This window comes from Streptomyces morookaense (genome assembly GCF_013030945.1).
GTDB lineage: Bacteria > Actinomycetota > Actinomycetes > Streptomycetales > Streptomycetaceae > Streptomyces > Streptomyces morookaensis.
The window spans coordinates 214,691-240,905 of record NZ_JABBXF010000006.1 but is presented as its reverse complement, the minus strand read 5'-3'; the positions used below and the strand labels follow the sequence as shown (position 1 = coordinate 240,905).

The 26,215-nt window shown below is 70.5% G+C and carries 25 protein-coding genes and 1 pseudogene; 10 read left to right on the top strand and 16 right to left on the bottom strand.

Annotated features, from left to right (window positions below; genetic code table 11):
* Positions 1 to 2: 2 nt before the first annotated feature.
* From HG542_RS04360 to HG542_RS04325, 8 genes are all read right to left on the bottom strand, one after another.
* Positions 3 to 644 (bottom strand): CatB-related O-acetyltransferase, encoded by a 642-nt coding sequence (locus HG542_RS04360; protein ID WP_373313154.1) that lies wholly within the window; start codon positions 642 to 644, stop codon positions 3 to 5.
* 140 nt (positions 645 to 784) lie between these two features.
* Positions 785 to 1,033: a hypothetical protein gene (locus tag HG542_RS04355; protein WP_171078664.1), complete on the bottom strand. Its 249-nt coding sequence runs from the start codon at positions 1,031 to 1,033 to the stop codon at positions 785 to 787.
* 21 nt (positions 1,034 to 1,054) lie between these two features.
* A complete protein-coding gene (qcrB, locus tag HG542_RS04350; RefSeq protein WP_171078663.1) occupies positions 1,055 to 2,713 on the bottom strand; it encodes a cytochrome bc1 complex cytochrome b subunit in 1,659 nt (552 codons plus the stop codon).
* A 148-nt stretch (positions 2,714 to 2,861) separates the two neighbouring features.
* Positions 2,862 to 3,560 carry a nucleotidyl transferase AbiEii/AbiGii toxin family protein gene (locus tag HG542_RS04345; protein WP_171078662.1) on the bottom strand — a complete coding sequence of 233 codons (699 nt, stop codon included), beginning with the start codon at positions 3,558 to 3,560 and terminating at the stop codon, positions 2,862 to 2,864.
* Positions 3,561 to 3,604: 44 nt separating this feature from the next.
* Entirely contained in the window at positions 3,605 to 4,237 is a 633-nt protein-coding gene (locus HG542_RS04340; protein WP_171078661.1) for a hypothetical protein, read from the bottom strand.
* A 75-nt stretch (positions 4,238 to 4,312) separates the two neighbouring features.
* Entirely contained in the window at positions 4,313 to 6,382 is a 2,070-nt protein-coding gene (locus HG542_RS04335; protein WP_229922644.1) for a zinc metalloprotease, read from the bottom strand.
* 96 nt (positions 6,383 to 6,478) lie between these two features.
* A complete protein-coding gene (locus HG542_RS04330) occupies positions 6,479 to 6,697 on the bottom strand; it encodes a hypothetical protein (RefSeq protein ID WP_171078660.1) in 219 nt (72 codons plus the stop codon).
* Between the two features lie 78 nt (positions 6,698 to 6,775).
* Positions 6,776 to 6,991: a hypothetical protein gene (locus HG542_RS04325; RefSeq protein ID WP_171078659.1), complete on the bottom strand. Its 216-nt coding sequence runs from the start codon at positions 6,989 to 6,991 to the stop codon at positions 6,776 to 6,778.
* Between the two features lie 237 nt (positions 6,992 to 7,228).
* Between HG542_RS04325 and HG542_RS04320 the strand changes: the two genes are divergently transcribed.
* Positions 7,229 to 7,615, top strand: a complete 387-nt coding sequence (locus HG542_RS04320; protein WP_171078658.1) for a helix-turn-helix domain-containing protein — start codon at positions 7,229 to 7,231, stop codon at positions 7,613 to 7,615.
* Positions 7,616 to 7,817: 202 nt separating this feature from the next.
* Positions 7,818 to 8,096, top strand: coding sequence for a hypothetical protein (locus HG542_RS04315; RefSeq protein WP_229922645.1), 279 nt, complete (start codon positions 7,818 to 7,820; stop codon positions 8,094 to 8,096).
* A 150-nt stretch (positions 8,097 to 8,246) separates the two neighbouring features.
* Here the strand turns inward: HG542_RS04315 and HG542_RS04310 are convergent.
* The 3 genes and pseudogenes from HG542_RS04310 to HG542_RS04300 form a co-directional block, all read right to left on the bottom strand.
* Positions 8,247 to 8,633, bottom strand: a pseudogene (locus tag HG542_RS04310) (rodlin); the annotation flags it as partial.
* A gap of 208 nt (positions 8,634 to 8,841) precedes the next feature.
* Positions 8,842 to 9,237 carry a rodlin gene (locus HG542_RS04305; protein ID WP_171078657.1) on the bottom strand — a complete coding sequence of 132 codons (396 nt, stop codon included), beginning with the start codon at positions 9,235 to 9,237 and terminating at the stop codon, positions 8,842 to 8,844.
* A gap of 146 nt (positions 9,238 to 9,383) precedes the next feature.
* On the bottom strand, positions 9,384 to 9,695 hold the full coding sequence (locus HG542_RS04300) for a helix-turn-helix domain-containing protein (protein ID WP_171078656.1): 312 nt from the start codon (positions 9,693 to 9,695) through the stop codon (positions 9,384 to 9,386).
* A 259-nt stretch (positions 9,696 to 9,954) separates the two neighbouring features.
* On the opposite strand from HG542_RS04300, the gene HG542_RS04295 reads away from it, so the two are divergent.
* The 3 genes from HG542_RS04295 (at position 9,955) to HG542_RS04285 (ending at position 12,632) form a co-directional block, all read left to right on the top strand.
* Complete coding sequence (locus HG542_RS04295) at positions 9,955 to 10,575, top strand: TetR/AcrR family transcriptional regulator (protein WP_171078655.1); 621 nt, start codon at positions 9,955 to 9,957, stop codon at positions 10,573 to 10,575.
* A gap of 275 nt (positions 10,576 to 10,850) precedes the next feature.
* On the top strand, positions 10,851 to 11,444 hold the full coding sequence (locus HG542_RS04290; protein ID WP_171078654.1) for a TetR/AcrR family transcriptional regulator: 594 nt from the start codon (positions 10,851 to 10,853) through the stop codon (positions 11,442 to 11,444).
* A gap of 123 nt (positions 11,445 to 11,567) precedes the next feature.
* Positions 11,568 to 12,632 carry an alpha/beta hydrolase gene (locus HG542_RS04285; protein WP_171078653.1) on the top strand — a complete coding sequence of 355 codons (1,065 nt, stop codon included), beginning with the start codon at positions 11,568 to 11,570 and terminating at the stop codon, positions 12,630 to 12,632.
* On the opposite strand, the gene HG542_RS04280 is transcribed toward HG542_RS04285, so the two are convergent.
* Positions 12,633 to 13,823: an alpha/beta hydrolase gene (locus HG542_RS04280; RefSeq protein WP_171078652.1), complete on the bottom strand. Its 1,191-nt coding sequence runs from the start codon at positions 13,821 to 13,823 to the stop codon at positions 12,633 to 12,635.
* Positions 13,824 to 14,099: 276 nt separating this feature from the next.
* On the opposite strand from HG542_RS04280, the gene HG542_RS04275 reads away from it, so the two are divergent.
* Together HG542_RS04275 and HG542_RS04270 are read left to right on the top strand one after the other, a co-directional pair.
* On the top strand, positions 14,100 to 15,437 hold the full coding sequence (locus tag HG542_RS04275; RefSeq protein ID WP_171078651.1) for a carotenoid oxygenase family protein: 1,338 nt from the start codon (positions 14,100 to 14,102) through the stop codon (positions 15,435 to 15,437).
* A gap of 148 nt (positions 15,438 to 15,585) precedes the next feature.
* A complete protein-coding gene (locus HG542_RS04270; protein WP_171078650.1) occupies positions 15,586 to 16,668 on the top strand; it encodes a vWA domain-containing protein in 1,083 nt (360 codons plus the stop codon).
* Positions 16,669 to 16,761: 93 nt separating this feature from the next.
* Here HG542_RS04270 and HG542_RS04265 read toward each other — a convergent pair whose 3' ends face one another.
* Both HG542_RS04265 and HG542_RS04260 read right to left on the bottom strand, forming a co-directional pair.
* Complete coding sequence (locus tag HG542_RS04265; protein WP_171078649.1) at positions 16,762 to 17,907, bottom strand: sensor histidine kinase; 1,146 nt, start codon at positions 17,905 to 17,907, stop codon at positions 16,762 to 16,764.
* The gene (locus HG542_RS04260; protein ID WP_171078648.1) at positions 17,904 to 18,557 is read right to left on the bottom strand and encodes a response regulator transcription factor; all 654 of its coding nucleotides are present in this window, start codon (positions 18,555 to 18,557) and stop codon (positions 17,904 to 17,906) included. Before HG542_RS04260 ends, HG542_RS04265 begins: the two co-directional genes overlap by 4 nt.
* A gap of 180 nt (positions 18,558 to 18,737) precedes the next feature.
* Between HG542_RS04260 and metG the strand changes: the two genes are divergently transcribed.
* Together metG and HG542_RS04250 are read left to right on the top strand one after the other, a co-directional pair.
* The gene (metG, locus tag HG542_RS04255; protein ID WP_171078647.1) at positions 18,738 to 20,456 is read left to right on the top strand and encodes a methionine--tRNA ligase; all 1,719 of its coding nucleotides are present in this window, start codon (positions 18,738 to 18,740) and stop codon (positions 20,454 to 20,456) included.
* Positions 20,457 to 20,592: 136 nt separating this feature from the next.
* Positions 20,593 to 20,988: a DNA-binding response regulator gene (locus tag HG542_RS04250; protein WP_373313136.1), complete on the top strand. Its 396-nt coding sequence runs from the start codon at positions 20,593 to 20,595 to the stop codon at positions 20,986 to 20,988.
* A 61-nt stretch (positions 20,989 to 21,049) separates the two neighbouring features.
* On the opposite strand, the gene aspS is transcribed toward HG542_RS04250, so the two are convergent.
* The gene (gene aspS / locus HG542_RS04245) at positions 21,050 to 22,846 is read right to left on the bottom strand and encodes an aspartate--tRNA ligase (protein ID WP_171078722.1); all 1,797 of its coding nucleotides are present in this window, start codon (positions 22,844 to 22,846) and stop codon (positions 21,050 to 21,052) included.
* A 172-nt stretch (positions 22,847 to 23,018) separates the two neighbouring features.
* Between aspS and HG542_RS04240 the strand changes: the two genes are divergently transcribed.
* Positions 23,019 to 25,166 carry an ATP-binding SpoIIE family protein phosphatase gene (locus tag HG542_RS04240; RefSeq protein WP_171078646.1) on the top strand — a complete coding sequence of 716 codons (2,148 nt, stop codon included), beginning with the start codon at positions 23,019 to 23,021 and terminating at the stop codon, positions 25,164 to 25,166.
* A 64-nt stretch (positions 25,167 to 25,230) separates the two neighbouring features.
* Here the strand turns inward: HG542_RS04240 and HG542_RS04235 are convergent, their stop codons facing one another.
* Entirely contained in the window at positions 25,231 to 26,181 is a 951-nt protein-coding gene (locus tag HG542_RS04235) for a pirin family protein (protein WP_171078645.1), read from the bottom strand.
* Positions 26,182 to 26,215 lie beyond the last annotated feature (34 nt).

Here is a 26,215-nt window from a genome sequence, read left to right as displayed (position 1 = left end):
CGTCACAGTGAGTGGCCCGGCCCTGTCCCGGTGGGCGTCCCGTCCGACGGCGCCGCGGCCTCCAGGTCGGCGATGCTGCCCGACATGATCGTCCGCACGTGCTGCGTGATGTGCTCCGCGGGCCAGTCCCACCAGGCCACCGCCAGCAGCCGGGCGACGTCCCCGGCGTCGTAGCGGGTGCGGATGAGGCGGGCCGGGTTGCCGCCGACGATGCCGTAGTCGGGCACGTCGCCCGTCACCACGGCGCCGGAGGCGATGATCGCCCCGTGCCCGATGCGTACGCCGGGCATGACCGTCGTGCCGTGGCCGAACCAGACGTCGTTGCCGACGACCGTGTCCCCCCGGTTGGGCAGGCCGGTGAGCAGGTCGAAGTGCTCGGCCCAGGAGCCGCCCATGGTCGGGAAGGGGAACGTCGAGGGGCCGTCCATGCGGTGGTTGGCGCCGTTCATGAGGAAGCGCACGCCCGTGCCCAGCGCGCAGAACTTGCCGATGACCAGCTTCTCCGGCCCGTAGTGGTAGAGCACGTTGCGTGTCTCGAACGCCGTCGGGTCGTCCGGGTCGTCGTAGTAGGAGTACTCCCCGACCTCGATCAGCGGGGACGTGACCAGCGGCTTGAGCAGCACCACCCGCGGCTGCCCGGGCATCGGATGGAGGGCCGTGGGGTCGGCGGGCACAGGCAGGGGCAAGGGGGTTCCTCCTCGGTGGCGGCTCCGCGGTCAGTCCATGGGTCAGTCCATGATCGCTGCGCCGGGCATCCGAAGACACCGGTTTTCGCCGCGCCCCGTCACCCCGGCCCGGCCGGCAGCGTCCACTCGTTGACGAGCCGACGGGCCCGGCCCGCGTCCTTGGCGAAGACCAGCACCTGCAGCCGCCAGGGGGAGCGCCGGCGGCGGGGGCAGGGGGCCGTGGTGGAGCGGATCCCGCACAGGTCGAGGAAGGAGCGGACCTCCTCGGCCGCCGTCCCCGTGGCGACGCGCGCCACGGGGACCAACAGGCCGTAGGGGTAGGAGCCGCGGCGGACCGGGCGTCTCACGGGAGGGTCGCGGGCGCCGGGTCAGTGACTGCCCTCGCCGACCCTGGCGACCTCGTGGTGCTCGTGGTGGGCCGCCTGGATCTCCCGGAACTCCTCCACCGTCGCCTTGGGGATCTGGGCCCCCTCGCCGAAGTAGGCCTCGGACAGCCGGGCTCGCACGCGCTGGAGCCAGGAGATCTTGCGCGGGTTGCCGTTCTCGTCGACCGCCGGCGGCAGTTGCCAGGGCGTGTACTGCTCGTGGGCGGTGAGCGTGTAGAGCGCTTCCTGCGACAACGGCTCGTGGATCTCGACGTATTCACCGTGCGGGTAGCGCGCGATGACGCCCGACTCCCTTCCGTGCAGCACCTTTTCGCGGTCGCGGCGCTGCAGGCCGAGGCACCACCGGTGGGTGACGACGAAGACCAGGGCCGGAATCACGAAGAAACCGACGCGGACGAGCCAGGTGATGGCGTTGATCGACAGGTGGAAATGCACCGCGATGATGTCGTTGCCGCCGCCCACCAGCAGGATGACGTATTCGGCGATCCAGGCCGCGCCGAATGCGGTGCGCACCGGGTTGTTGCGGGGCCGTTCGGCGATGTGGTGCTCGCGCCGGTCCCCGGTGACCCAGGCCTCGAAGAAGGGGTAGCACCAGATCGCGAGGAAGACCAGCGGGAAGACGACCAGCGGGATGAAGACGCCGAGGACGAGCGTGTGGCCCAGGAAATTGATTTCCCAGCCGGGCATGACGCGGATCAGGCCCTCGGAGAAGCCCATGTACCAGTCGGGCTGGGCGTCGGTGGTCACCATGTCCGGCCGGTACGGCCCGTACGCCCAGATCGGGTTGATCTGCGCGAAGCCCGCGAAGACCGAGATGATGCCGCTGACCAGGAAGAAGAAGCCGCCCGCCTTGGCCATGTAGACCGGCATCAGCGGCATGCCCACGACGTTGTCGTTCTTCCGTCCGGCATGAATTCCCTGCGTGTGCTTGTGGTAGAAGACCAGGATCAGGTGGGCCGCCAGGGCGGCCGCCATGATGCCGGGGATCAGCAGCACGTGGACGGTGTACATCCGCGGCACCCAGATGTGGCCCGGGTACTGCCCGCCGAAGATGAAGAACACCAGATAGGTGCCGACGATCGGCAGGGAGAGAATCGCGCCCTCCATGAACCGGACACCCGTGCCGGAGAGCAGGTCGTCCGGCAGCGAATAGCCCATGAAGCCGTCGAACATGCCGAGGATCAACAGGCTCGCCCCGAAAAGCCAGTTGAGCTCGCGGGGCTTGCGGAACGCGCCGGTGAAGAAGACGCGCATCATGTGGACGAGCATCGCCATGATGAACACCAGCGCGGCCCAGTGGTGCAGCTGACGGAGCAGCAGTCCGCCGCGGACGTCGAAGCTGATGTCGAGCGTCGACTTGTACGCGTCCGACATCAGAATGCCGTTCAGCGGCGCGTACCGGCCGTGGTAGACGACCTCGGTCATGCTGGGTTTGAAGAACATCGTCAGGTAGACGCCGGTGACGATGATGATGACGAACGAGTAGAGCGCGACCTCGCCCAGCATGAACGACCAGTGGTCCGGGAAGATCTTCCGCAGATTGGCCTTGGCGAGGGAATACAGCCCGACGCGGCCGTCGAACCAGTCCGCGAACCGCTCCCCCTTCGATGCCTGGGCAGGGGTCTGTTGCGTATTGGCCATGCGCCGCGCTCCCGGAACCTGGTGGTGGTCGTCTTCGCCACACCTGTGACCACAGTTCCGTCCATCTTCCATGCATTTGCCGAGGAAGACGGGATTTGCCCTGGAGTGTCGGGCGGACCTGCCGAACCCCCAGGTCGGCGGCCTGATGTCACCCTTCCGGGTCCTCGAAGGGGGCCTCCTCGACGAGGCGTTCGCCGATGTCGTCGGACCACTCCTGCGCCCAGCGCCGCAGCGCCGCGCTCTCCTCGCCGTCCAGTCCGTACGCGGCGAACTCGGCATCCCCGTACCAGTCGGCCCGGTCGAGCCGGTCCCGCAGATCGGCGAGGTCGAAGGCGTCCCGCGCGTGCCGCCGGCCGAACTCCTCCAGCTCGGTCCGGGACCAGCGGGCCGCGGCGGCGTGCACGTCGACGAGGTCCCGCGCGAAGCCCCGGTCGGCGAGGGCGCGCACCTTGGTGCCGACGGCGTCCTCGACGGCGAGGGCCAGGCCCAGGCCGGTGGGGACCGGCGGGCGCCACATCGTCTCCTTGAGGACGTGCACCTGGCACTCCGCGCCCGTCACCGGGTCCCCCGCGGTGAAGCGTGCCGAGAGCGGGTCGGACTCCACGTCCCGCACCCGCCAGCCGCGTTCCAGCAGCCCGCCGCGCAGCACGGCGGCGATCTGCTGCATCGGCTCCGGGGACCCCGTGGCCAGGGCCGGGCCGTGGACCGGCCGTTCCACCAGGCCGTGGGCGCGCAGCGCGTAGCCGCCGGTGAGCACCAGCGGGAAGGACGCCCCCACGGCGACCGCATCGGCGAGCAACCGCCGGTGCAGCTCGGGAGGGAGCTGCACTCGGCGGTCCGCTTCCATGGCCGGGATTATGGCGCACGGTCCCCGGCCGGGCCCGCAACCGCTCAGTGGCCGGGCCAGCCCTCCAGGTGGCGGTGCACGGTGACGGCCCGCTCGGCCGGGTGGTCCGCCGCGGCGACGGCGTCCTTGAGGATCCCGGTGACCTCGGCGGCCAGGGCGTCGGTCTGCTGCTTCAGCTCGGTGGCCGGCAGCCGGGAGCGGCCGAGGGCGTCGAGCCTGCGGTGGACGTCGGCCAGGCGGGCGCGGGTGGCGGTGCTCAGGCGGAGCGGCGAGGGCGTGGAGACGACGAACTGGTAGGCGCCCGCCAAGGTCTGGCAGCCGGTGCAGTGGTCGTTGACCGCCGTGCCGTCGTTCACGGCGTTGAGGTGGACGTGCTGCCCTGCGAGGGTGACGATCTGGAAGGACAGCGCCACCGAGCGGCAGGCGTCGTCGGCGGTGCAGCCGGCGCCGGTGGCGGTGGCCTGGTTGCGGACGGCCGCGGTGTCCACCCGGCCGAGCTGGTGGACCGCGAAGCTGTCGCGGAACTGCACATGGTGGTGGTGGTTCGCCGTGGTGCGGACGTTGTCCAGGGTGATCTCGGCCGCCTGGGCGGGCACGGCGGTGGCGGCGGCCGCGACGCCTGCCGCCAGCAGGCCGAGGCGGAGGACGGAACGGGACAGGGGTGTGGACTGGGACATGGGCGTGTTCCTTTGCAGCAAGCTGTCCGGGTGAGCTGTTTCGTGAACTGTTTCGGTGACCCGTGTGACGGGCGCTCAGTGGCCGGGCTTCGGTGACGCGGGCGGCGACACTGCCGGCGGGCTCGCCTGCGGCTTCGAGGCCACGGGCGACGGGGTCGCGCCGGCCGACGGGGACGCGGAGGCGCCGGGGTGCGGCACGGGCGACGGGGCAACGCTCGGTCCGACCGCGGGGGCCGGCTTCGACGGGGCGGCGGGCGAGGGAACGGGCGGCCGCGGTGCCGGGCCGGTCGGGGCCGGCTTCGCGGCGGGGGGCGCGGGCGTCGTCCCCGGGTTCGGGGGCGGCAGCACGACCGCCGGGTTGCTCGGCTGCGGCGTGCGCCACGGCAGCGGCATGACCGCCGGTCCCGTACCGCCCTGGCCGCCTGCCGCGCCGGGGCCGGTGTGCCCCTTGGCGGGGGTGTGGCCGGACGGGAGGGTCCCCACGGCCGCCGGAGCGGTGGGCACATGGGGCTGGAGGATGGGGGCGATGGGCGGCGCGGGCGGCAGCGGCTTGGGCGTGACGCCGCTGAACCACGCGAACCCCAGCGACGTGGCCACCCCGGCGACGGCCGCCGCGAGGACGAAGCGCAGCCACAGCCGCTCGGCGGTGGCGCGCAGGGCGTTGCGTGCCAGCCGCCCGGTGAGCCGGACGGACAGGTACGTCATGCCGGCCAGCGGACAGATCAGCATGAGGCTGCCGAGCACACCGGCCAGCCCGCTCGCCACCTGCCCGTCGGCGAACGCTTCGTAGGTGCCGGTGAGTTGCTGTGTGAGCGAGCGGATTCCGGTGTCGATGAGGCGGGGCAGGTTCCACAGCGCGTAGCAGAGGTCGCCCAGCAGCAGCGGCACCATCGTGACGACCCATGCGGTCACGATGACGCGGGTGCTGCGCTTGAGGTCGGCCACGGCCGGCTCGACCGGACGGCCCGGCACCATGCTCAGCAGGATCGGCTTGATCTTGCCGTAGAGGTCGGGCACTCCGGCGAGGTCGCCGAGGATGAAGTAGCCGTCCAGCCGGACGGCGGGCATGAGTTGCTCCAGCACCTCGAAGTGGCCGAGGTAGACGGCGCTCAGCAGGAAGGGCTGTCCGGTCAGGAAGTAGAGGACCGTCAGGCCCAGCATGAAGACGACGTTGAAGTAGACGCCGCCGAGGTCGGTGCGGATCCGCCCGGCTCGGCCGATCCGGTAGACGTCGGTGACGTCGGTGTACATCGACGGCCAGATCAGGAAGAGCCCGCAGCCGATGCAGCCGGGGTCCGCGCCTCCGTATCTGCACGCCGACGCGTGGCCGAACTCGTGGAACACGAGCGACGCCACGATCAGCCCGAACACGGCGAGCAGCAGCAGCGGTTGGTCCAGGACGTGCAGCACGGGCGTCATGGCGCCGTAGAAGCCGAACAGCCAGGTGTCCATGGCGACGGCGGCCAGCAGCACCAGCACCACCACGGGCGGCCGGTGCAGCCAGGCCAGGGCGCGGGAGATCGCGGCGACCCGGCGTTCGGTGAAGAGGACCGTGTGGCCCTTGAGACTGAGCAGCAGGTCCGAACGCGGGCCGCCGGCCCGGTCGTCCTCCTGTCCCTCGGGCACGGTGATGCCCATCGGGTCGAGCTTGTTCTCCACCAGGTAGGCGATGTTCTCGGCGCTGACCTCCCGCCCGAACTCCGCGCTGACCAGCCGGGCGATGGCGTGGACGTCCCGTTCGCCGTCGACGGCGGACGCGGTCAGGTGCAGCAGCCTGGTCAGCTGCACGACCTGGCCGTCGCCGCGGCGGGCGATGTACTTGGGCTCGGTGAACCCCGACCCCTGGTACTCACCGTGCAGACGCAGCCCCGCGCTGAGCCGCGGGACGACGGCCCGTGTTCCGGGCGGCGGGCCGGCGGACTGCGTCTGCGGCGGCCGCTGCGGTACGGGCAGCGGCGCGGTGGCGGTCTCCCCCGCCCCGTCCTCCCACAACCGGGAGTACGGAAAGCCGCCGGGCCCCGGCACCGGGGCCCCGGATTCGTCCCCTGTCAGGACGTCCGGCCATCTGGTGCCGAACCCCAAGGTCGCGGTGTCGCCCGTGCGATGGCGGCTGCGGCCGGCGTCGTGGTCTCCGACCACCGTCATCTGTGTTCTCCCCCTCGGCGAAACCGCTGTTCCCCCCTCGCGGACCGCGCCCTCCCCCGGACGCGGTCCGCCTGCGTGGGTGTGCTGCGGGTGGAACTACTGGTGGATGTTGATCGACTGCGCCGCCTCGGACTGGGCCGTGGCGAACGGGGAGTCGTTGTTGAGCGCGAGCGACTCGTTGTGCGCGTGGACGTTCGCGATGTGCTTGGTGACGTGCGTGGTGCGGTGGAAGCTGAACTTCAGCTTGCCCAGGGCCTCGCGGCCGGGAAGCAGTTCGGCGGACTCGGCCTCGAGCTCCTGCGGGTTCATGCTCATGGTCTTGCCTCTCTCTGTCGGTGCGAAGTGCTACAACTGGTGTGGCGGAACGAACTGCCGGTGCGGCTGGGGGTGTTGCTACTGCGAGATGGAGATGCCCTGCATCGCCTCGGACTGGGCGATCGCGTCCGGCGAGCAGATGTTGACCGCGTCCGACTGGTTGTGCGCGTCGACGTTGGCCATGTGCGTGGTGAAGTTGTCCTGGCGGAAAAAGTCGAACTTCAGCTTGCCCAGGGCCTCGCGGCCGGGAAGCAGTTCGGCGGACTCGGCCTCGAGCTCGTTGACATCCAGCATGGTTGTCCCCCTCCGGGATGGTGGTGCACGGCGTTACGACCGGGACGCAGGCAGGACCCCCCAGCCTGCGTCCGATGTGATCGGACGAGCTGTCCAACGAGATTGGACACTAGTGGCGCGGCACGGCTCCGCGCAAGCGGTTCGGCAGACCTCCCCCATGGCGCGGCCGGCCCCCGCCCGTAGAATCGGTTCCACCCGAGCGGGCCAGAGCCAGCCGAGAGCAGGAAGCGACCGTCAGTGGCCAACGCACTGCAGCAGATGATCCGACAGCGACTCGACCGGCAGAGCTGGTCCTACGGGGAGGTCGCACGGCGGGGCGGGATCCCCCGCTCGACGGTGCACCATCTGGCCACGGCCGAGCGCCTGGCGCGCATGCCGCAGCCGGCCACCCTCGAAGGCCTCGCCCGCGGACTCGAACTCCCCCTGGAGACGCTGCGCCGTGCGGCCGCCGAGGCCTGCGGCATCCACCTGTACACCTCCGAGGAGGAGCAGGCCCCCGCGTCCCGGCCCGACCCCGAGGTGGACCTGCTGATCGCCAGTGTCCAGCGGCTCTCCGCCGACGACCGCCGGCATGTGACCGCGCTCGTCGAATCCCTCCTCGAACGCGAGCCCAAGGACGAATAGCCGTACGGGCGCATTCGCGCAACAGCGCATATCCGCGCGGCACTTGACGTTCCGGACGCCCGGGGCGTCCGTTCCGGTTCCCGGTACGACTGAATCCGGTGAATATTCCGGAGCGCCCGAGGATCAAGCGGCCGCCCGGATATCGTCTCCACCTGCCCGAGGCGAGTGAGTGGCACGAGCCCTCTGGTGGATGGGGGAACGTGTGCTCGTTGTCAGTGGTGGTTCGACGTCCCATGCCGTCGTCCGGGGCCGCTCCGGGGAATCCGTGGTGCTGCTCTCCGGCGAACTGCCCGATGTGCTCACCGATCGCAGCATCGCCGAACTCCTGGACCTGGCGGCCGCGGTGCTGACCGGCGAGGAGATGGAGATGTTCCGCAAGTGCCTCGACGCCCTGCGCAAGGGCGAGGTCGGCGACCGCCGGCGCATCGAGGTGGGCGGCGCGGTGCTCACCGTCTATCACGAGAGCCCGCACGAGGTCTGATCGCGCGTACCGCACAAAGCCGCCCCCGGGGTCCCCGGGGGCGGCTTCCGTGCTGCACTGCGGCAGCGCGTCGGCCGGCTAGTGGCCGTGCCGTCCTTCGTGGTGGCGGCGACCGCCTCCGAAGTCGTGCCCGAACTCGTGGTCCTCCTCGTTGGCGGAACCGTTGCCGGACAGGATCGGGATGTCGTCCAGGATGTGCGACAGCGGGTCGTCGCCGTCGTTGATCGTCGAGTTCTCGGTGCACATCTGCTGCTGCTGCGACGACAGGATCGGAATGTCCTGGAGGCCGATGTTGACGAGTCCGAGGACCGACTGGGCGCCCAGCTTGCCGATGGCGATGCAGGGCTTGTTGAACGAGCCGTTGATGAGGCCCATCTGCGGGCTCATATAGCCGCCCGTGTAGGTGTTCCCGTAGGACTGGTACGCGCCGTTGGCGTTGGCGACATCGCTGTCGTTGCCGATCGCCAGCGCAGGAGCCGCCCCGACGCCGACTGCGGATGCCGCCAGAGCGGCCGTGGCCACAACCTTCTTGATCACGTAATTACCTTCGCTCCGTCGACGAAATCCTGTGACTCCTTGCCTAACTTGCGGCGGCAGCGGAGGTTATCCCGCATCAGTCGTTCGGCCCAGGCCGCGGCACGATGAGCATCAATTCGGCGGAATTCATGGGAACGGGCACACGGAAATCCCCCTGTGGCAGGTCCCGCACACCTGCCGCAGGGGGACTGTTCCGTTGACCGGAAGGTCAGTGCCCGTTCGCCGAGCCGTTGCCCGAGAGAACCGGGATCTCGTCGACCAGGTGCGACAGCGCGTCGTCCCCGTCGTTGATCGTGGAGTTGTCGGTGCACTGCTGCTGCTGCTGCGACGTGAGGATCGGAACGTCCTGGACGCCGATGTTGAGCAGGCCGATGAGCGACTGGATCTCCGCCTTGCCGATACCGATGCACAGCTTGTTCAGCGTGCCCTGGATCAGGCTCATCTGCGGGCTTTCCTTGCCGCCCGTGGCAGTGTTGCCGTAACCGGTCTTGGCACCGTTCGCGTTGGCGACGTCGGTGTCGTTGCCGACGGCCATGGCGGGGCCGGCCATGGTACCGACCGCGGTCGCCGTCAGAGCGGCCGTCGCGAGAACCTTCTTGAGCACGTCTATGCCTTTCGATCGAGTAGCGCCCCCATTGAGAAAGCGCTCTGCCTAACTCCGGCCCAATTGAGAAGTTCCGGGCTTTCACTCATTCGAGCCAGCGCGCCCAAGAAATAGGGGAGTTGTCGGCGGAAGGCGTTCGACGGCTTTTATCGGGTGCGTCGTCGATAGGAAAAAATGCTGGTCAGGGTGACGTAGCGGTATTGCCCGCCGCGCTCGCTGACGAGTTCGCCGCGCTCTATCAGGTGGGCCACCGTCCAGGGGGAGAGGCCCAGCAGCGAGGCGGCCGTGCGGATGGGGACGCTCAGCCCCTCGAAGACGGCGGGGAGGGGGCCTTCCGGGAAGGAGCCGCCCGGAAGGGCCTCGTCCGTCACCTGCGGGGCCACCACGCCGGGGTCCATCACGTAGTGGCCCGTCGCATACATGTCGTGTGCGGCTGCGGCAGCAAGGTGTCGTCCCATGTGACGCGCACCGTCCCCTCGGTCCGGAGTGTTGTTCTCAGATGTTGTGCGGGTGCTGTGCCCAGCAAAACGGAACCAGGCATTCCGGTCAGCTCACCGGCTGCTTCTGACGGCCGTTCAACTTCCTTACCTGCCGTCGGGCTAGCGTCCACCGAAAGACTAGAAACCGACTTGCCGGTCGTCAAGTAGGCTAGGCTGCCTGCCTGCTGAGCGGCAAGAGCGGCCGGTCCCCGGCCCTCCCGAGCGAAGGGAACAGCCGATGGGGAGTACAACGACACCCCGCCGTAGCAACACCCGGCAGCGCATTCAGGACGTCGCACTGAAGTTATTCCTCGAGCAGGGCTACGAGAAGACCGCCCTCCGGGAGATCTCGGACGAGCTCGGCGTCACCAAGGCCGCGCTCTACTACCACTTCAAGACCAAGGAGGACATCCTCGTCAGCCTCTTCCGGGATCTCGGGAGGCACATGGACGAACTCATCGCCTGGGGAAAACGGCAGCCGCGCGAACTGGCCGTCAAACAGGAGCTGCTGGCCCGCTGCAGCGTCATCTTCCATGACGCGGCACCGCTGTTCGACATCCTCATAGCGAACCAGGCGACGCTCGACGCGCTCAGCGTCGGCCAGGACTTCAAGGACCGGGTCGCCGCCCTGTCGGACCTCCTCCAGGAGGAGAACTCCTCGCTGAACGCCCGGGTCCGCTGTGCAACGGCCCTGCTCACGCTGCACTTCGGCACCTTCGCCATCCGGCAGCTGGACGGCGATCCGGAAGAGAAGCGGCTGGCCCTGCTGGCCGGCGCGACCGAACTGCTCACCTCGGCCCACGAGGGCATCCTGTCCGGCACGGCCGGACCGGCGGCGGGGGTACCTCCGGAAGGGTGACGGCGGAGATTCCGGCGGCGTCGCGCGTCCGGATGACCCCGACCGCCCTCTCTGCAGCGATATCGCGCCAGGACCCGCCCCGCGGCGGGCACTTCGTGCGCCATCATCGTTCTCCGCGCCGCCGTGGGTGCGGTGCCCCCGACGGACTGCTGGACTTCCTTGCCGCCGGACCAGTTTCGTTCATAACGTAACCGGATCCGACGCTAACCGGTCGTCAAGTAGGCTCACTGGCCGGAGGGGGCGGGACGACGCGACGGAGAGCAGGAGAGCAGGTCATGGGCACAACCCCCCGGGCGCGCAGGAGCGACACCCGTGAGCGCATTCAGCAGACCGCCCTCGGCCTCTTTGTGACGCGCGGCTACGAGAAGACCTCGCTCCGGGAGATCGCGGAGGAGCTCGGCGTCACCAAGGCCGCGCTCTACTACCACTTCAAGACCAAGGAGGACATCCTCACCGCGCTCTCCGACCGGTTGGGCGAGCCGGTCGACGAACTCATCGCCTGGGGCCGGGAACAGCCGCCCACCCTGGAGAACAAGCGCGAGCTGCTGACCCGTTACAGCCTCGCGGTGCGCGACGCCGCACCGCTGTACCGGATCCTGCAGGAGAACCAGGCGACGCTGCGCGACCTCGACATCGGCGCGCGGCTGCGGGAGCGGGTCGGCGCCGTCTCCCGGCTGGTGCACGCCGCGGAGGACGGCGAGAACACGCCCCTGGAGACCCTGGTGCGGTTCTCCAGCGCCCTGCTGACCGTGCACTTCGGCACCTTCACGCTGGACGAACTGCCGGGCGACCCGGAGGCGAAGCGGGTCGCGCTGCTCGCGGTCGCCCTGCAGATCCTGGACTCCGCGGACGGCGGCTCCACGGGCTGACGGGGCCCGCGGCCCCATCCGGGTACCGCTGGCCGATACCCCGGGCGACCGGGGTGCCCCTCGATTAGGGTCGGGCGCAGTCACCGCAACCGACCGCCGCCGAGCCGAGGGAGCGTCTGCGGGATGAGTCTGACCGGAACCGCGTTCCTCGCGCTGCTCCTCGCGGTGACCGCACTGACCGTGCTGGCCACGCTGCTGTTCTGGGCGAGGATCCCCGGGCCCGGTCCGGTGCGCTGGCTGGGGCGGGTGCTGCTGATCGGGCTGTGCCAGCTGACAGCGATCTGTGCGGTTGCCGTGTGGATCAACTCCAGTTACGGCCTCTACGCCTCCTGGGACGACCTGCTGGGCCGCTCCGGGGACACGGGCCCGGTCTCCATGCCGGGCCCGCCCGCGCAGCGGGCCCGGTTCATCCGCGGGGACAACGGGATGAGGGAGACGTACTTCCACGGCTCCCGGTCCGGGCTGTCCGGCCAGGTCATGGTGTGGACGCCGCCGGAGTACGACGAACCTCGGTACCGCCGCACCGCGTTCCCCGTCGTCATGCTGCTGCACGGGGTGCCGGGCTCGCCCCAGTCGTGGATGGAGCAGGGCAGGATGCCAGGGGCCTACGAGCGGCTGCTGCGGGACGGCACGACGCGGCCGTTCATCCTGGCCGCGCCGATCATCAACCCCGGGGGCGTGGACACCGACTGCTCCGATGTGGACGGGCGCAAGGTCGCCACATGGCTCGCCGCCGATGTGCCGGAGCTGCTACGCAGCCACTTCCGGACGGCGCCCGAGCCGAAGTCCTGGGGGCTGCTGGGGATTTCGACCGGAGGCCTGTGCGCGGCGAAGCTGCCGCTGCAGTATCCGAAGGTCTTCGGGGCCGGCGCCGGGCTGGACCCGGATCCGCTCAACGGGGACCGGGGGGCGGTGAACGACCCGGTGCTGCGGGAGCGCAACAGCCCCACCTGGCTGGTGGGGCACACCAAGGCCGGTGCGGGGCTGTTCCTGGCCACGTCGCGGCAGGACCGGGTGAGCCCGCCGAGCTACATCGAGGACTTCCAGCGGGCGGCTGCCGCCTCACCGGTGCAGCTGAAGACGATGCTGCTGCCGTCGGGCGGCCACAACTACGGGACGTGGATCACGCTGTACCCGGCGGCCTTCGGCTGGCTGGGCGAGCAGCTGACGGGCGGGCCGCCGCGGTGATCAGGATTTCGGCTTGTCGGCGGTGTCCTGCGGGAAGGTGAGCTGCTGGCTCATCCACTCCAGGACCGGGCCGATCTCGCGGCGCCAGGTCTGGAAGTTGTGGCTGCCCTCGGGGAGGATCACCGACGAGGCCGTCATCGGCTGCTTGACCGCCTTCAGGAACTTCTCGGTCTCCCCGTAGTTCTTCTCGCCCTTCTTGCTGCTGGTGACGAGCACCGAGACGCGGGGCACCGGCATGTTCTCCAGGCGCCAGATCAGGTCGTGCTCGCGCTGGCGCTGCTTGGCGTCGGGGCCGCTGCCGAAGAGCTTGCCGGTCGTGGGGTCGCTGCCGACCTTGTAGTCGCCGGAGAGGGCGGCGGCCGCCGGGTAGACATTCGGCCGGCGCATCGCGAGCTCCAGGGCGCAGGTGCCGCCCGAGGAGTAGCCGAGGACGCCCCAGGCGCTGGGGTCGCCGCCCACGCGGTAGGTGCTCTTGAGCGCGTCGGGCAGGTCCTCGGCGAAGAAGGTCTCCGCCTGCGGGCCGTCCGGCACGTCCACGCACTCGGTGTCGCGCGGCGGGGCGATGGTCGGGCGGACCATGACGATGATCGTCGGCTGCATCTTGTTCTGCGCGAGCAGCGAGCCCGCGGTCTGCGGCACCTGGAGGTGCTGGGCGAGATTCATGATCCCGCCCGGATATCCGCTGATGACGACCATGACGGGGAAGCGGTGGCGCTCGTACTGCTTCTGGAAGTACTGGGGCGGCAGATAGATGAAAGCGGGATTGATCGCGCGCGACTTCTGCCCGATGATCCGGACCGACTGGACCTTGCCCTCCTTCTCGGCCGGGCCGCGCGGAATTCCGCCCACCTTGTCGATGCCCTGCGGACCGGCCGGCTGCACCAGCCCGTCCTTCGAGGCGCCGACCGTCGCGTAGGGGGCGCCCTGGGTCATCTCGTTGACGTTGACCGGTGCCTTGTCGACGCGGCCGAGCAGCTGTCCCCAGGTGCCGTAGAACTGGCCCCAGGAGTTCACCGCGAGCAGCAGGGCCGCCATGATCGCCAGTTGGGTGGTCAGGATGGAGCCCAGCCGGCCCAGGACGGGCAGCACTCCGCGGCCCGCCAGCCGCGGCCACACCCACACCATGAGGGCCACGCACAACACGGCGCCGAAAGTCACCGTGTAGAAGAGCGACCGGCTGGTCAGGCCCATGTGCGCCTCAACTCCCTGCCCCCGTGGTGGGTACTCGTGTTCGTCCGGCAATACTCACCGATAAAGAGTCGGGAACGGGACGGGAGGGTTGCCCGGCCCGCATTTATTGCCCTGCTCTTGTCCTGCCCGTGTCCTGGCCTTCTCCCGGTGTTACCCGCTCCGAAAGGACCCGGGGCGCTGCCGGAAAGTGCGGCCGCCGCTGGCCGAACTCCCCCTTCCGCTGGATGGTGGTCGGGAGGGCGCCGCGGGGGCGGGCCGGCGGGAGGCGGTGGGGACATGACCGGTGCGGACCGAGGCCTCTTCGCCCCCGTGCACGACGAGATCACCGCCTTCGACCTGCCCGTCACCGGCCGCCTCCCCGAGTCGCTGCGCGGGCGCTATCTGCGCAACGGGCCCAACCCGCTGACCGGCGACGAGCCCGCCGCCCGCCACTGGTCCGGCGGCGAGGGCATGATCCACGGGGTACGGCTGCGCAACGGCCGGGCCGAGTGGTACCGCAACCGCTGGATCCGCTCCGACGACGTCGCCGGGCGGCTCGGCGAGAAGCTGCTGCACGGGCCGCGTCATCTGGGGACGGACTGCGCGCCCAACAGCCATGTGCAGTTCTTCGCGGGCCACTGCCTGGCGCTCGTCGAGGGCGGTGCGCTGCCCTACGAGATCGACTCCGAGCTCTTCACGATCGGCCCGTTCGACTTCCACGGCACGCTGCCCGGCGGGTTCGCGGCGCACTCGGTCGTCGACCCCCGGACCGGGGAACTGCACGCGGTCGCGTATTGCTGGGCCTGGCCCTACGTGCAGCACCTGGTCGTGGGGACGGACGGCTGTGTGCGGCGCCGCGTCGACGTCCCCGTCGCGGGGCGGCCGATGATGCACGACTTCTCGCTCACCGAGCATCACGTGCTGCTCTACGACCTTCCCGTGGTCCTCGCCCCGGAGCGCGGCCGCACCGGCTTCCCGTACACCTGGGAGCCCGGGCGCCCGGCGCGGCTCGGGGTGCTGCCGCGGGAGGGGCGGGCCGCGGACGTCCGCTGGCTGGAGGTCGAGCCGTGCTGTGTGCTGCACCCGGTGAACGCCTACGAGCACGACGGCGGGCGGTGTGTGACCATCCATCTCGTCCGCCACGAGCGGCTGTTCGACGGCAGCCGGACCGCTCCGGACGGGCACCGCGGGCGGCTGGAGAGCTGGACGGCCGACCTGGTGACCGGGACCGTGCGGCGGCAGCAGCTGGACGACCGGGCGGTGGAGTTCCCGCGGGCCGATCCGCGCCGGCTGACCGGTCCGTACCGCTACGCCTACGCGGTGCACGAACGGGAGGGTGGCCGGGGCGGCTTGGGCGCCGGACTCGTCAAATTTGATGTCCTGCGCGGAACGAGCGAGGAGTTCCGGGTGCCGCCGGGCGGTGACATCGGCGAGGGCGTGTTCGTCCCCGCCGCTGCGGACGCGGCGGAGGACGACGGCTGGGTGCTCGCCTTCACCTACGAACCGGCCCGTGCGGCCACGGATCTGGTCGTGCTGGCGGCCCAGGACGTCGCGGCGGGTCCGGTGGCCCGGGTGCATCTTCCGGTGCGCGTACCGCCGGGGTTCCACGGCAACTGGGTTCCTGATGACGTGTGAGGCGTTTGTTGCTGTCTGTGTGACAGCGACGCGCGCGGGGCAGGTGTGGCCCTGCGGGACGGGTGTTGACGGCTAGCCTTACTGCGTCGCACTACCGGGGAACTTTTCCCATCACATCAGACACTTCACACCAAGAGGACATCTCCCCATGGGCATTCGGAGTCTGCTGCGGAACGCATTCGGCCTGGGCAAACCGGCGAGCGGAGACGAACCGGGTGTGCCCCAGCAGAACGCAGGGCCCGAGGGCGCAGCGGCCGGTGCCGTGACCGTCCCCGCACAGACCACCGCCGAGCGGGCCGGCGAACCGACGGTCCCCGACCCCGGGCCGCTGGGCCCGATCCCCACTCCCGGCCCGCCGCGCCCCGAGCCGGTCCCGGAGCCGGAGCCCTCGCCGACCCCGATGCCGAAGCCGAAGCCCGTACCGGAGCCGGAGCCCGCCCCCGCGCCGCCGCCGAACCCGGTCCCGGAGCCGGCCCCCGGGCCGGAGCCGGAGCCGTCACCGGCCATGGGCGGGGCGGCCGTCAGCCTGGAGAAGGTGCAGCAGCAGGCCCCCGCGCTGGTCAGCCTCTACAAGTCGGCCGGGGTCTCGCTGCGCAAGCAGGGCCTCGCGGGCCAGCGGGCGGCGGTCTACCTCGTCCTCGACCGGTCCGGCTCGATGCGCCCGTACTACAAGGACGGCAGCGTCCAGCACCTCGCCGAACAGACGCTGGGGCTCGCGGCCAACCTCGACGACGACGGCGTCGTGCCCGTCGTCTTCTTCTCCACCGACGTCGACGGCACGGCCGAGATCGACCTCGGCAACTACGAGGGCCGCATCGGCGAACTCCATGCTTCCTACGGCCACATGGGCCGGACCAACTACCACTGGGCCATGAAGGCCGTGATCGACCACTACCAGGCCTCCGGCGCCACGGATCCCGCCTTCGTCGTCTTCCAGACCGACGGCGCCCCGTACAGCAAGCCGGCCGCCGAGAAGGCGCTGTGCGAGGCCGCGCACCTGCCGATCTTCTGGCAGTTCGTCGGCTTCGGCGACCCGGAGGGCAAGGGCTTCGACTTCCTGCGGCGGCTGGACGACCTGCCGGTGCCGGGGCGACGTGTCGTCGACAATGCGGGGTTCTTCCACGCGGGGCGTGAGCCGATGTCGCTGACGCATGACGAGCTCTACAAGGAGCTCATGGTGGAGTTCCCGGACTGGCTCGCCGAGGCGCGTGCCGCGGGCATCGTGCGCTGATGCGGCGCCCCGTAAGGGGCGCGGGACTGTTCACATATGCGGCTCCGCCACGTGGGCGCGAGCAACCACGACGCGCCCGCACCGGGCGCCCCGTCAGGGGCGCGGGGAACTGCGCGAGCGGCCACGACGCGCCCGCAGCCGAGGCACCCGGGGCTGCGCCCCGGACCTCCAGGGTGGTGCTTCGGCCGCGGGCCGGTGGGGGCTGATCGCGCAGTTCCCCGCGCCCCTGACGGGGCGCCGGTCACGGGACGGGAAATCCACCGTCACCCTGAGGCCGCCCTCCGCGCGGGGGGCGGCCTTGGCCGTGCCCCCGTGGGCTCGGGCGATGGATCGTACGATCGACAGGCCGAGCCCGACGCCCCCGCCGAGCCGTTCCCGGCCGGCCCCCCGGCGGAACGGTTCGAAGAGGCCGTCCACCTCCGGACCCGGCACCGGCGGGCCCGTGTTGACGACGGTCAGCCGGCCCGGCCGGACGTCCACCTCGACGCTGCCGCCGGGGTGGTTGTAACCGACCGCGTTGCGCAGCAGGTTGCCGGCGAGCTGGGCGAGGAGGACGCGGTTGCCCTGCATGGGGGCGGTCGCGGCGGTCAGCCGGAGCCGTACACCGTTCTGCGTCGCCTGACCGGTCACCGCGGCGACCTCGTCGGCCACCACGGCGGCCAGATCGACGCGTTCACAGCTGTCCAGGCCGCGCTCGCTGCGGGCGAGCACGAGCAACCCGTCGATCAGACGCTCCGAATGCCGGTTGGTCTCCAGCAACGTGGCCTTCGTGCGGGCCAGTTCCTCCGGGGTCGGGTCGCCGTCGAGCCCGACCTGGATCGCGGTGCGCTGCACGGCGAGCGGAGTGCGCAGTTCGTGCGAGGCGTTGGAGATGAAGCGCCGCTGGCTCTCGAACGCCCCCTGCACGGGCCGCAGTACCCGCCCCGCCGTCCAGTAGCCCACGCCGACCGCCAGCAGTGCGGTGATCAGCAGGGCCGCCGCGGACCAGACGGTCATCTCCTGCGAGGCGGCGGCGCTGACGTCGCCTGAGACGCGGTAGACCGTCGACATGCTGACGGGCTCCCCCGGCCGCACGACCTCCACCGGCACGGCCATGCGCGCGATCGTCGTGGCCCGCTGCCGGGTGCTCTCGCGCGAGAGCACGTTCACGGTCGCCAGCAGCGCCGTCCCCAGGACGAGGAAGATCGCCCCGAAGGCGAAGGCGATCCGGGCCCGGGCGGTGAGGACGGGCCGCCTCACAGGGTGTACCCGACGCCCTGCACGGTGCGGATCAGCGGGGGTTCGCCGAGCTTGCCGCGCAGCTTGCTCATCGCGACACGGACCGCGCCGGTGAACGGGTCGGCGTGCGCGTCCCAGGCACGCTCCAGCAGCTCCTCGGCGCTGACCACCGCGCCGTCGGCCTCCAGCAGGATCTGCAGCAGCGCGAACTCCTTGGGCGAGAGGTCGAGCTCCCGCCCCTCGCGGTCCGCCGTGCGCCGCACGGTGTCCAGCCGCAGGCCGTGCCGCTCCAGCAGCGGCGGCGCGGGACGGGCACTGCGGCGGCGCAGCGCCCGGACGCGGGAGATCAGTTCGGGGAACTCGAAGGGCTTGGGGAGGTAGTCGTCCGCGCCCAGGTCCAGGCCCGAGACCCGGTCCTCCATGGAGCCGGCCGCGGTGAGCATCAGGATGCGGGTGCGGGAGCCGGAGGCGACCAGGCGACGGGTGACGTCGTCGCCGTGCACCCGGGGCAGGTCGCGGTCCAGCACGACGACGTCGTAGTCGTGCAGCCCGAGGTAGGCGAGTGCGGCGTCGCCGCTGTAGACGGTGTCCACGGCGAAGCCCGCCCGGCGCAGGCCGGTGGCCACGAGCTCGGCCAGCACCTCTTCGTCCTCGGCGACCAGCACCCGCATGACCTTCGTTCCTCTCGTCGGATATGCCCCCTTCCCTCCAGGATGCGGGTGTACCAGAGGGGATGTTTCGCAAATGTCTCTGTGAGGGCCGAGTGGTCATTAATGCGGCGCGGCCGAGCACCGGTGCTCGGATACGCTAAAGGCCTCCATCAAGAACACCGCGACCAGGGAGCAGCCGCAATGGCTCGACACCTCATCACCAGCGCCCTTCCGTACATCAACGGGATCAAGCACCTGGGCAACATGGTGGGGTCCATGCTCCCTGCGGACGTCTACGCCCGCTTCCTGCGCCAGACCGGCCGCGAGACGCTCTACATCTGTGCCACGGACGAGCACGGCACCCCGGCCGAGCTGGGCGCCAAGGAGCTCGGTCTGCCCGTGGACGAGTTCTGCGCGCAGCAGCACGACGTGCAGAAGGCGATCTACGACGGCTTCGGGATCTCCTTCGACTACTTCGGCCGGAGCTCCTCCGCCGAGAACCGCGAGATCACCCAGCACTTCGCGCGGCAGCTGCAGAAGAACGGGTTCATCGAGCAGCGCTCGATCCGCCAGGTCTACTCGCTCGCCGACAGCCGTTTCCTGCCCGACCGCTACATCGTCGGCACCTGCCCGCACTGCGGCTACGACAAGGCCCGCGGCGACCAGTGCGAGAACTGCACGCGCGTGCTCGACCCGACGGACCTGATCGACGCCCGCTCCGCGATCAGCGGCAGCAGCGACCTGGAAGTGCGGGAGACCAAGCACCTGTTCCTGCTGCAGTCGAAGCTGCAGGGCGAGGTCGAGGCGTGGATCGACGAGCACGGCAAGGACTGGCCGGTGCTGGCCTCCTCCATCGCCCGCAAGTGGCTGACCGAGGGCCTGAACGACCGCGCGATCACCCGTGACCTGGACTGGGGCGTGCCGGTCCCGGAGGACACGTGGCCGGAGCTGGCGGCCGAGGGCAAGGTCTTCTACGTCTGGTTCGACGCCCCGATCGAGTACATCGGTGCGACGAAGGAGTGGGCGGACCAGGATCCGGAGAACCGGGACTGGAAGTCCTGGTGGTACGAGGCGACGGACGTCCGCTACACCCAGTTCATGGGCAAGGACAACGTCCCGTTCCACACGGTGATGTTCCCGGCCACGCAGCTCGGCATCCGCGAGCCGTGGAAGAAGGTCGACTACGTCAAGGCCTTCAACTGGCTGAACTACTACGGCGGCAAGTTCTCCACCTCCCAGAAGCGCGGCGTGTTCACGCACGACGCCCTGGAGCTGCTGCCCGCCGACTACTGGCGCTACTTCATGATGGCCAACGCCCCGGAGTCGGACGACACGTCGTTCACCTGGGAGCTCTTCTCCGCCACCGTGAACAAGGACCTCGCCGACGTCCTGGGCAACTTCGTCAACCGCGTCCTGTCCTTCTCCCGCAAGCGCTTCGGTGACGAGGTTCCCGCGGGCAGCGAGGCCGGCGAGGCGGAGGCCGCCCTCGGCCGCGAGGTCGCGCAGTTGCTCGGGGAGTACCAGGAGCACATGGAGGCCCTGCAGTTCCGCAAGGCCGCCCAGGCGCTGCGCGCCCTGTGGAGCGCGGGCAACGCCTACCTGGAGACCAAGGCGCCCTGGCTGGAGATCAAGACCGACCCCGACGGGGCCGCGCTGACGCTGCGCACGGCGATGAACCTGATCCACCTCTACTCGGTCGTCTCCGAGCCGTTCATCCCGGCCTCGGCGGCCGCGATGCGCTCGGCGTTCGCGCTGGAGAACGACACCCGGACGTGGGTGACGGCGGACGAGGCCATGTCGCTGTCCTTCGTCCCTGCGGGCACGGCGTTCACGGTGCCGCCGGTGCTCTTCGCGAAGATCACCGAGGACGACCTGGCCGCGTACCGCGAGCGCTTCGGCGGGAGCGAGGAAGCCGCGTAGTCGGCCACACCTTCCTCACGGGCCCGGAAACCGGATGGTTTCCGGGCCCGTTGATCGTTCGACAATCGTTCGTTCAGCGCGCTTCGGAAGGCTGGTCCCGTCGATACACGGGGGCAGACGAGGAAGTGCAACAGCAGTGAAGCGCATGACGACCGACCGCATCACCGTGAGCGTCCACACCGCCGACGAGGTCGCCCGGGCCCGCGTCGCCAGACAGCTGCGTGCGCTGCCGGGGGTGAGCGTGGTCCGCGAGGGGGCGGCCGTCGACGTGCTGCTCCTGGGGCGCCACGACGACGGCGCACCCGGCACGCTGCGCCGGCTCGCACGGGCCCGCCGCGCGCCGCTGCTGGTCATCGCCGACGACCTCGGCGAGACCGAGTTGATGGCGGTGACGGAGTACGGGGCCCGGTCCGTGCTGTGGAGTCAGCGGCTGACCCCCGGGCGGCTGCAGCGCGCGGTGCACGAGGCCGCGGGGTGCTGTCCGAGACTGCCGATGGTGACGGCGCTGAGCGCCCTGAGCGCACTGACGTGAGAACGAGGGCGGGCCCGGTGAGAAACTCACCGGGCCCGCCCTCCGCGTCGTGCTGCCGCCCCTACTTGGTCGGCTTGTACGGGGTCGGCTTGGCCGCGCCCTTGTAGATGCTCAGGTGGAGCTCCTTCAGGCGGGCGTCGTCGACCTCGCTCGGGGCGCCCATCAGCAGGTCCTGCGCGTTGCCGTTGAGCGGGAAGGCGATCGTCTCGCGGATGTTGGGCTCGTCGGCCAGCAGCATCACGATGCGGTCGACGCCCGGGGCGATGCCGCCGTGCGGCGGGGCGCCGAACTTGAACGCGCGGAGCATGCCGCCGAACTCGCGCTCGACGTCGTCCTTCGAGTAACCGGCGATCTCGAACGCCTTGTACATGACGTCCGGCTCGTGGTTCCGGATGGCGCCGGAGGACAGCTCGGTGCCGTTGCAGACGATGTCGTACTGCCAGGCCAGGATGTCCAGCGGGTCCATCGTGTTGAGGGCCTCGAGGCCGCCCTGGGGCATGGAGAACGGGTTGTGGGAGAACTCGATCTGCCCGGTGTCCTCGTTCTTCTCGAACATCGGGAAGTCGACGATCCAGCAGAACCGGAAGACGTTCTCCTCGAAGTGGCCGGCGCGCTTGGCGGCCTCGACGCGGACCGCGCCCATGATCTTCGAGACCTCGTCGAACTCGCCCGCGCCGAAGAAGACCGCGTGACCGGGGGCCAGGCCGAGGGCCTCGGTGAGGGCCTTGACGTTCTCCTCGGTGAGGAACTTGGCGATGGGACCCGAGAGTTCCGTGTTCTCAGCGGTCCCGCCCACACGAACCCACGCAAGGCCCTGAGCGCCCTGCTGGACCGCGTACTCGCCCAGGCCGTCGAAGAACTTGCGGGACTGTCCGGCGGTGTCCGGCACGGCCAGCGCACGCACGTGCTTGCCGGCGAACGCCTTGAAGCCGCTGTCGGCGAAGACCGCGGAGACGTCGACCAGTTCCAGCTTGGCGCGCAGGTCCGGCTTGTCCGAGCCGTACTTGAGCATCGCCTCGCGGAACGGGATGCGCGGGAAGGGGGAGGTGACGTGGCGGCCGTTGCCGAACTCCTCGAAGAGGTCGGTCATGACCTTCTCGATCACCTGGAAGACGTCCTCCTGCTCGACGAAGGACATCTCCACGTCGAGCTGGTAGAACTCGCCCGGCGAACGGTCGGCGCGGGCGTCCTCGTCACGGAAGCAGGGCGCGATCTGGAAGTAGCGGTCGAAGCCCGCGATCATCAGCAGCTGCTTGAACTGCTGCGGCGCCTGCGGCAGTGCGTAGAACTTGCCGGCGTGCAGGCGGGACGGCACCAGGAAGTCGCGCGCGCCCTCGGGGGAGGTGGCGGACAGGATCGGGGTGGCCATCTCGTTGAAGCCGAGCGCCGTCATCTTCTGCCGCATCGAGGCGATGACCGCCGAGCGCAGCATGATGTTGCGGTGCATGCGCTCGCGGCGCAGGTCGAGGAAGCGGTACTCCAGGCGGCGCTCCTCGTTCACGCCGTCGTCGGCGTTGATGGTGAACGGGATCTGCTCGGCGGCACCGAGCACCTCCACGGCGGTGACCTCGATCTCGACCTCGCCGGTGGGCAGATCGGGGTTGACGTTCTCCGCACCGCGGCTCATGACCTTGCCGTCCACGCGGACGACGGTCTCCTTGGTGAGGTGGCTCAGGGCCTCGTTGGCCGGGGTGCCGGGACGGGCCACCAGCTGGGTGATGCCGTGGTGGTCGCGGAGATCGATGAAGAGGATGCCGCCCAGGTCGCGACGATTGTGCAGCCAGCCGCTCAGTCGCACGTCGGTGTCGACGTCAGCCGCACGGAGCTCGCCGCAGGTGTGGGACCGGTACCGATGCATCATTCATCCAAGTCGTGGTCGGAGTCGTTGATCGAGCGGAATGCCGCGCGCCCGGTGGTGCGCCGCCGGTGCGGATGCGGCACCGACTGGTGCGCATACAGCACCTGTGCAAGGGTACTGCCCCACCTGTCATCGGTGGTCCCCACTGCCCACACCTGCATAAAGTGGGGCAATGCGCACCGAGGACGTACTGGCCGCCGTCGCCACCGGGCTGTGGTCCTGGGACAACGCCTCGGGCATCGTCACCTTCGACGCCGAGGCCGCACGGCTCCTCGGTCTGCCCGCGGAGCAGGTGGAGCTGCCCGAGCGGGCCGCCCGGGCGCGCTTCCACGCCGTCGACTGGGTCGAGATCCAGAACATCACCGGCCTGGCCGTCGCCGAGGGCACCCTCGCCGAGGTCCGGATGCGGGTGGTCGACGAGGAGGGCCGGGTGCTGCGCACCGTCCGCAGCCGCACCAAGCCCCTCGTCACCGGCCCCGGCACCGTCCTCGTCGGCACCCTGGAGGAAGTGCCCGCGCCCCAGCCCGGCACCACCGCGGCCCGCACGCCCGTCACGGGCGACTGGAGACGCAACCGCGAGGCCTTCCTGCTGGACGCGGGCCGGGCGCTCTCCGAGGCACGCTCGACCTCCGAGGTGCTGCGGGTGGCGGCCGGCCTCTCCATGCCCGGCTTCGAGCCCTCCGCCCTGGCGGTCTTCGCCGGCGAGGGCAACCGCGTCCGGCTCATCGGCCAGCACGGCTACGCACCCGGCGACATGGACGCCTTCCTGGACCTGCCGGTGAACTCGCAGTACCCGGCCGCCGAGGTCATCCGCACCGGACGCGCGGTCTACATCCCCACCCCCGGCGAGTACGGGCGCCGCTTCCCGCTCATCTACCCGATGGTCGAGCACTTCGGCCGCAGCTCCTGGGCCTTCCTCCCGCTGATCAACGCGGGGCGCGTGATCGGCGCCTGGATGGCCGGCTTCAGCATGCCGGTCGCCTTCACGCCCGACGAGCGGTCCGTGCTGACCACCGTGGCCCGGATGCTCGCCCAGGCGCTGAGCCGGGCCAGCGTCCACGAGTCCGAGCGCGAGCTGAGCGACGGCCTGCAGCGCACGATGATGCCGACCGTCCAGCCGGACATCCCCAACATGACGGTGGCCGCCCGCTACGTGCCCACCGGCGGCGGTCTGCAGATCGGCGGCGACTGGTACGACATGATCCCGCTGCCCTCGGGAAAGATCGCCCTGGTCATCGGCGACGTCCAGGGCCACGACGTGCGGGCGGCGGGGCTCATGGGACAGCTGCGCATCGCCCTGCGCGCCTACGCCTCCGAGGGCCACCACCCCGACGCCGTGCTCTCCCGCGCCTCGCGCTTCCTCGCCGGCATCAACGGCGCCGGCGGCGAGGAGACCGATCCGCGCTTCGCCACCTGCCTCTACATCGAGGTCGACCCGCTCACCGGCCTGCTCGTCATCGCCCGCGCCGGCCACCCCGACCCGGCCGTCCGCCTCAACGACGGCACCATGCTCGTCCGCTCCACCGCGGGCGGGCTGCCGCTCGGCATCGACCCCGACACCGACTACCCCACCACCCGGCTCGTCCTGGAACCCGGCGAGACCATGCTGGTCTGCACCGACGGGCTGATCGAGACCGGCGGCCACGACCTGGAGAGCGGCTGGAACCGGCTGCGCGAGGTCATCGAGGGGCACGCCCTCGACCAGGACGGCGACGGGAACCTCGGCGACAGCCTGGAGCAGCTCGCGGACTCCCTCGTGCAGGCCGTGCACGGCCCGTCCTCCCACCACACCACCGGGCCGCTGGTCGACCGGCGCGAGGACGACATCGCCCTGCTGCTCCTGTGCCGCGAGCCGGGCATCCCGGCCGGGCCCGGCATCGCCGCCCTGCCGAGGCCCACCCGGCGCACGGTCCTGAGCATCGCCCAGGCCGAGCCGGAACGCATCGCCGAGGCCCGCCAGCAGGTGCGGGACCTGATGTACGACTGGCCGGACGAGGACCAGACCGACTCGGCGGTGCTGATGGTCTCCGAGATGGTCACCAATGTGCTCGTCCACACGGACGGGGACGCGCTGGTGGTCGCCGAGATATCGGGCGAGCTCGGCTCGCGCTGCGTCCGCGTCGACGTCGCCGACAGCAGCGACGAGCTGCCGCACCGCCGGCACCCGGGGGAGATGGCCTCCTCCGGGCGCGGGCTGGTGCTGATGGAACTCCTCGCCGGGACGTGGGGGGTGGACCCGCGGGGCGAGGGCAAGAACATCTGGTTCGAGTTGCATGAGAACTCGGGCCAGACGGTCGAGGACTACGAGGGGATCACCTGAGCGCCCCGAGGGGCGCTGGGGGAGGAACTGCGCGACCGGCCACAGCCGGCCCGCAGCCGAAGGCTCACTCGCCTGCGGGCACGGTGCCGAGCCGACCGGCCTGGAAGTCCTCGAAGGCCTGGGCCAGTTCGGCGTGGGTGTTCATGACGAACGGGCCGTAGTGCATCATCGGCTCCCGGATCGGCAGGCCGCCCAGCAGGACGACCTCGAAGTTCTCGCTGCGCGATTCCTGGGCCTCGTCCGCACGGACCGTGAGCGAGTCGCCGTCGCCGAAGACGACCGCCTGGCCCATCCGGAACGGGCGCCGTTCCGTGCCCGCCGAGCCGAGGCCCGCGAGGCCGTACGCCAGGGCGTTGAAGTCCTTCCGCCACGGCAGGGTGACCGAGGCGCCGGGGCTCACCGACATGTGGATCATCGTGATCGGGGTGTGGGTCGCGCCCGGGCCCTCGTGGCCCGCGATGTCACCGGCGATCAGGCGGACGAGCGCACCGCCGTCCTCGGAGGCCAGCAGTTTGACGCTGCCGCCCCGGATGTCCTGGTACTTCGGCGCGATCATCTTGTCCTTGGCGGGCAGGTTCACCCACAGCTGGAGGCCGTGGAAGACGCCGCCCGACATGACGAGCGACTCCGGCGGCGCCTCGATGTGCAGCAGGCCGGAGCCCGCCGTCATCCACTGGGTGTCGCCGTCGGTGATGACACCGCCGCCCCCGTGCGAGTCACGGTGCACGAATGTGCCGTCTATCAAATAGGTGACGGTCTCGAAGCCCCGGTGCGGGTGCCAGGGGGTGCCCTTCGGCTCTCCCGGGGCGTACTCCACCTCGCCCATCTGGTCCATCATGATGAACGGGTCCAGGTACCGGTAGTCGATCCCCGCGAAGGCCCGGCGGACGGGGAAGCCCTCGCCCTCGAAGCCGCCGGGAGCGGTGGCGACGTGCAGCACCGGTCGCTGCTGCGCCGCCGCGGGAGCGGATACGCGGGGCAGGGTCAGCGGGTTTTCCACGGTCACTGCGGGCATGACGGCCTCCTCGGGGTCTCTGCGTCTCCAATTT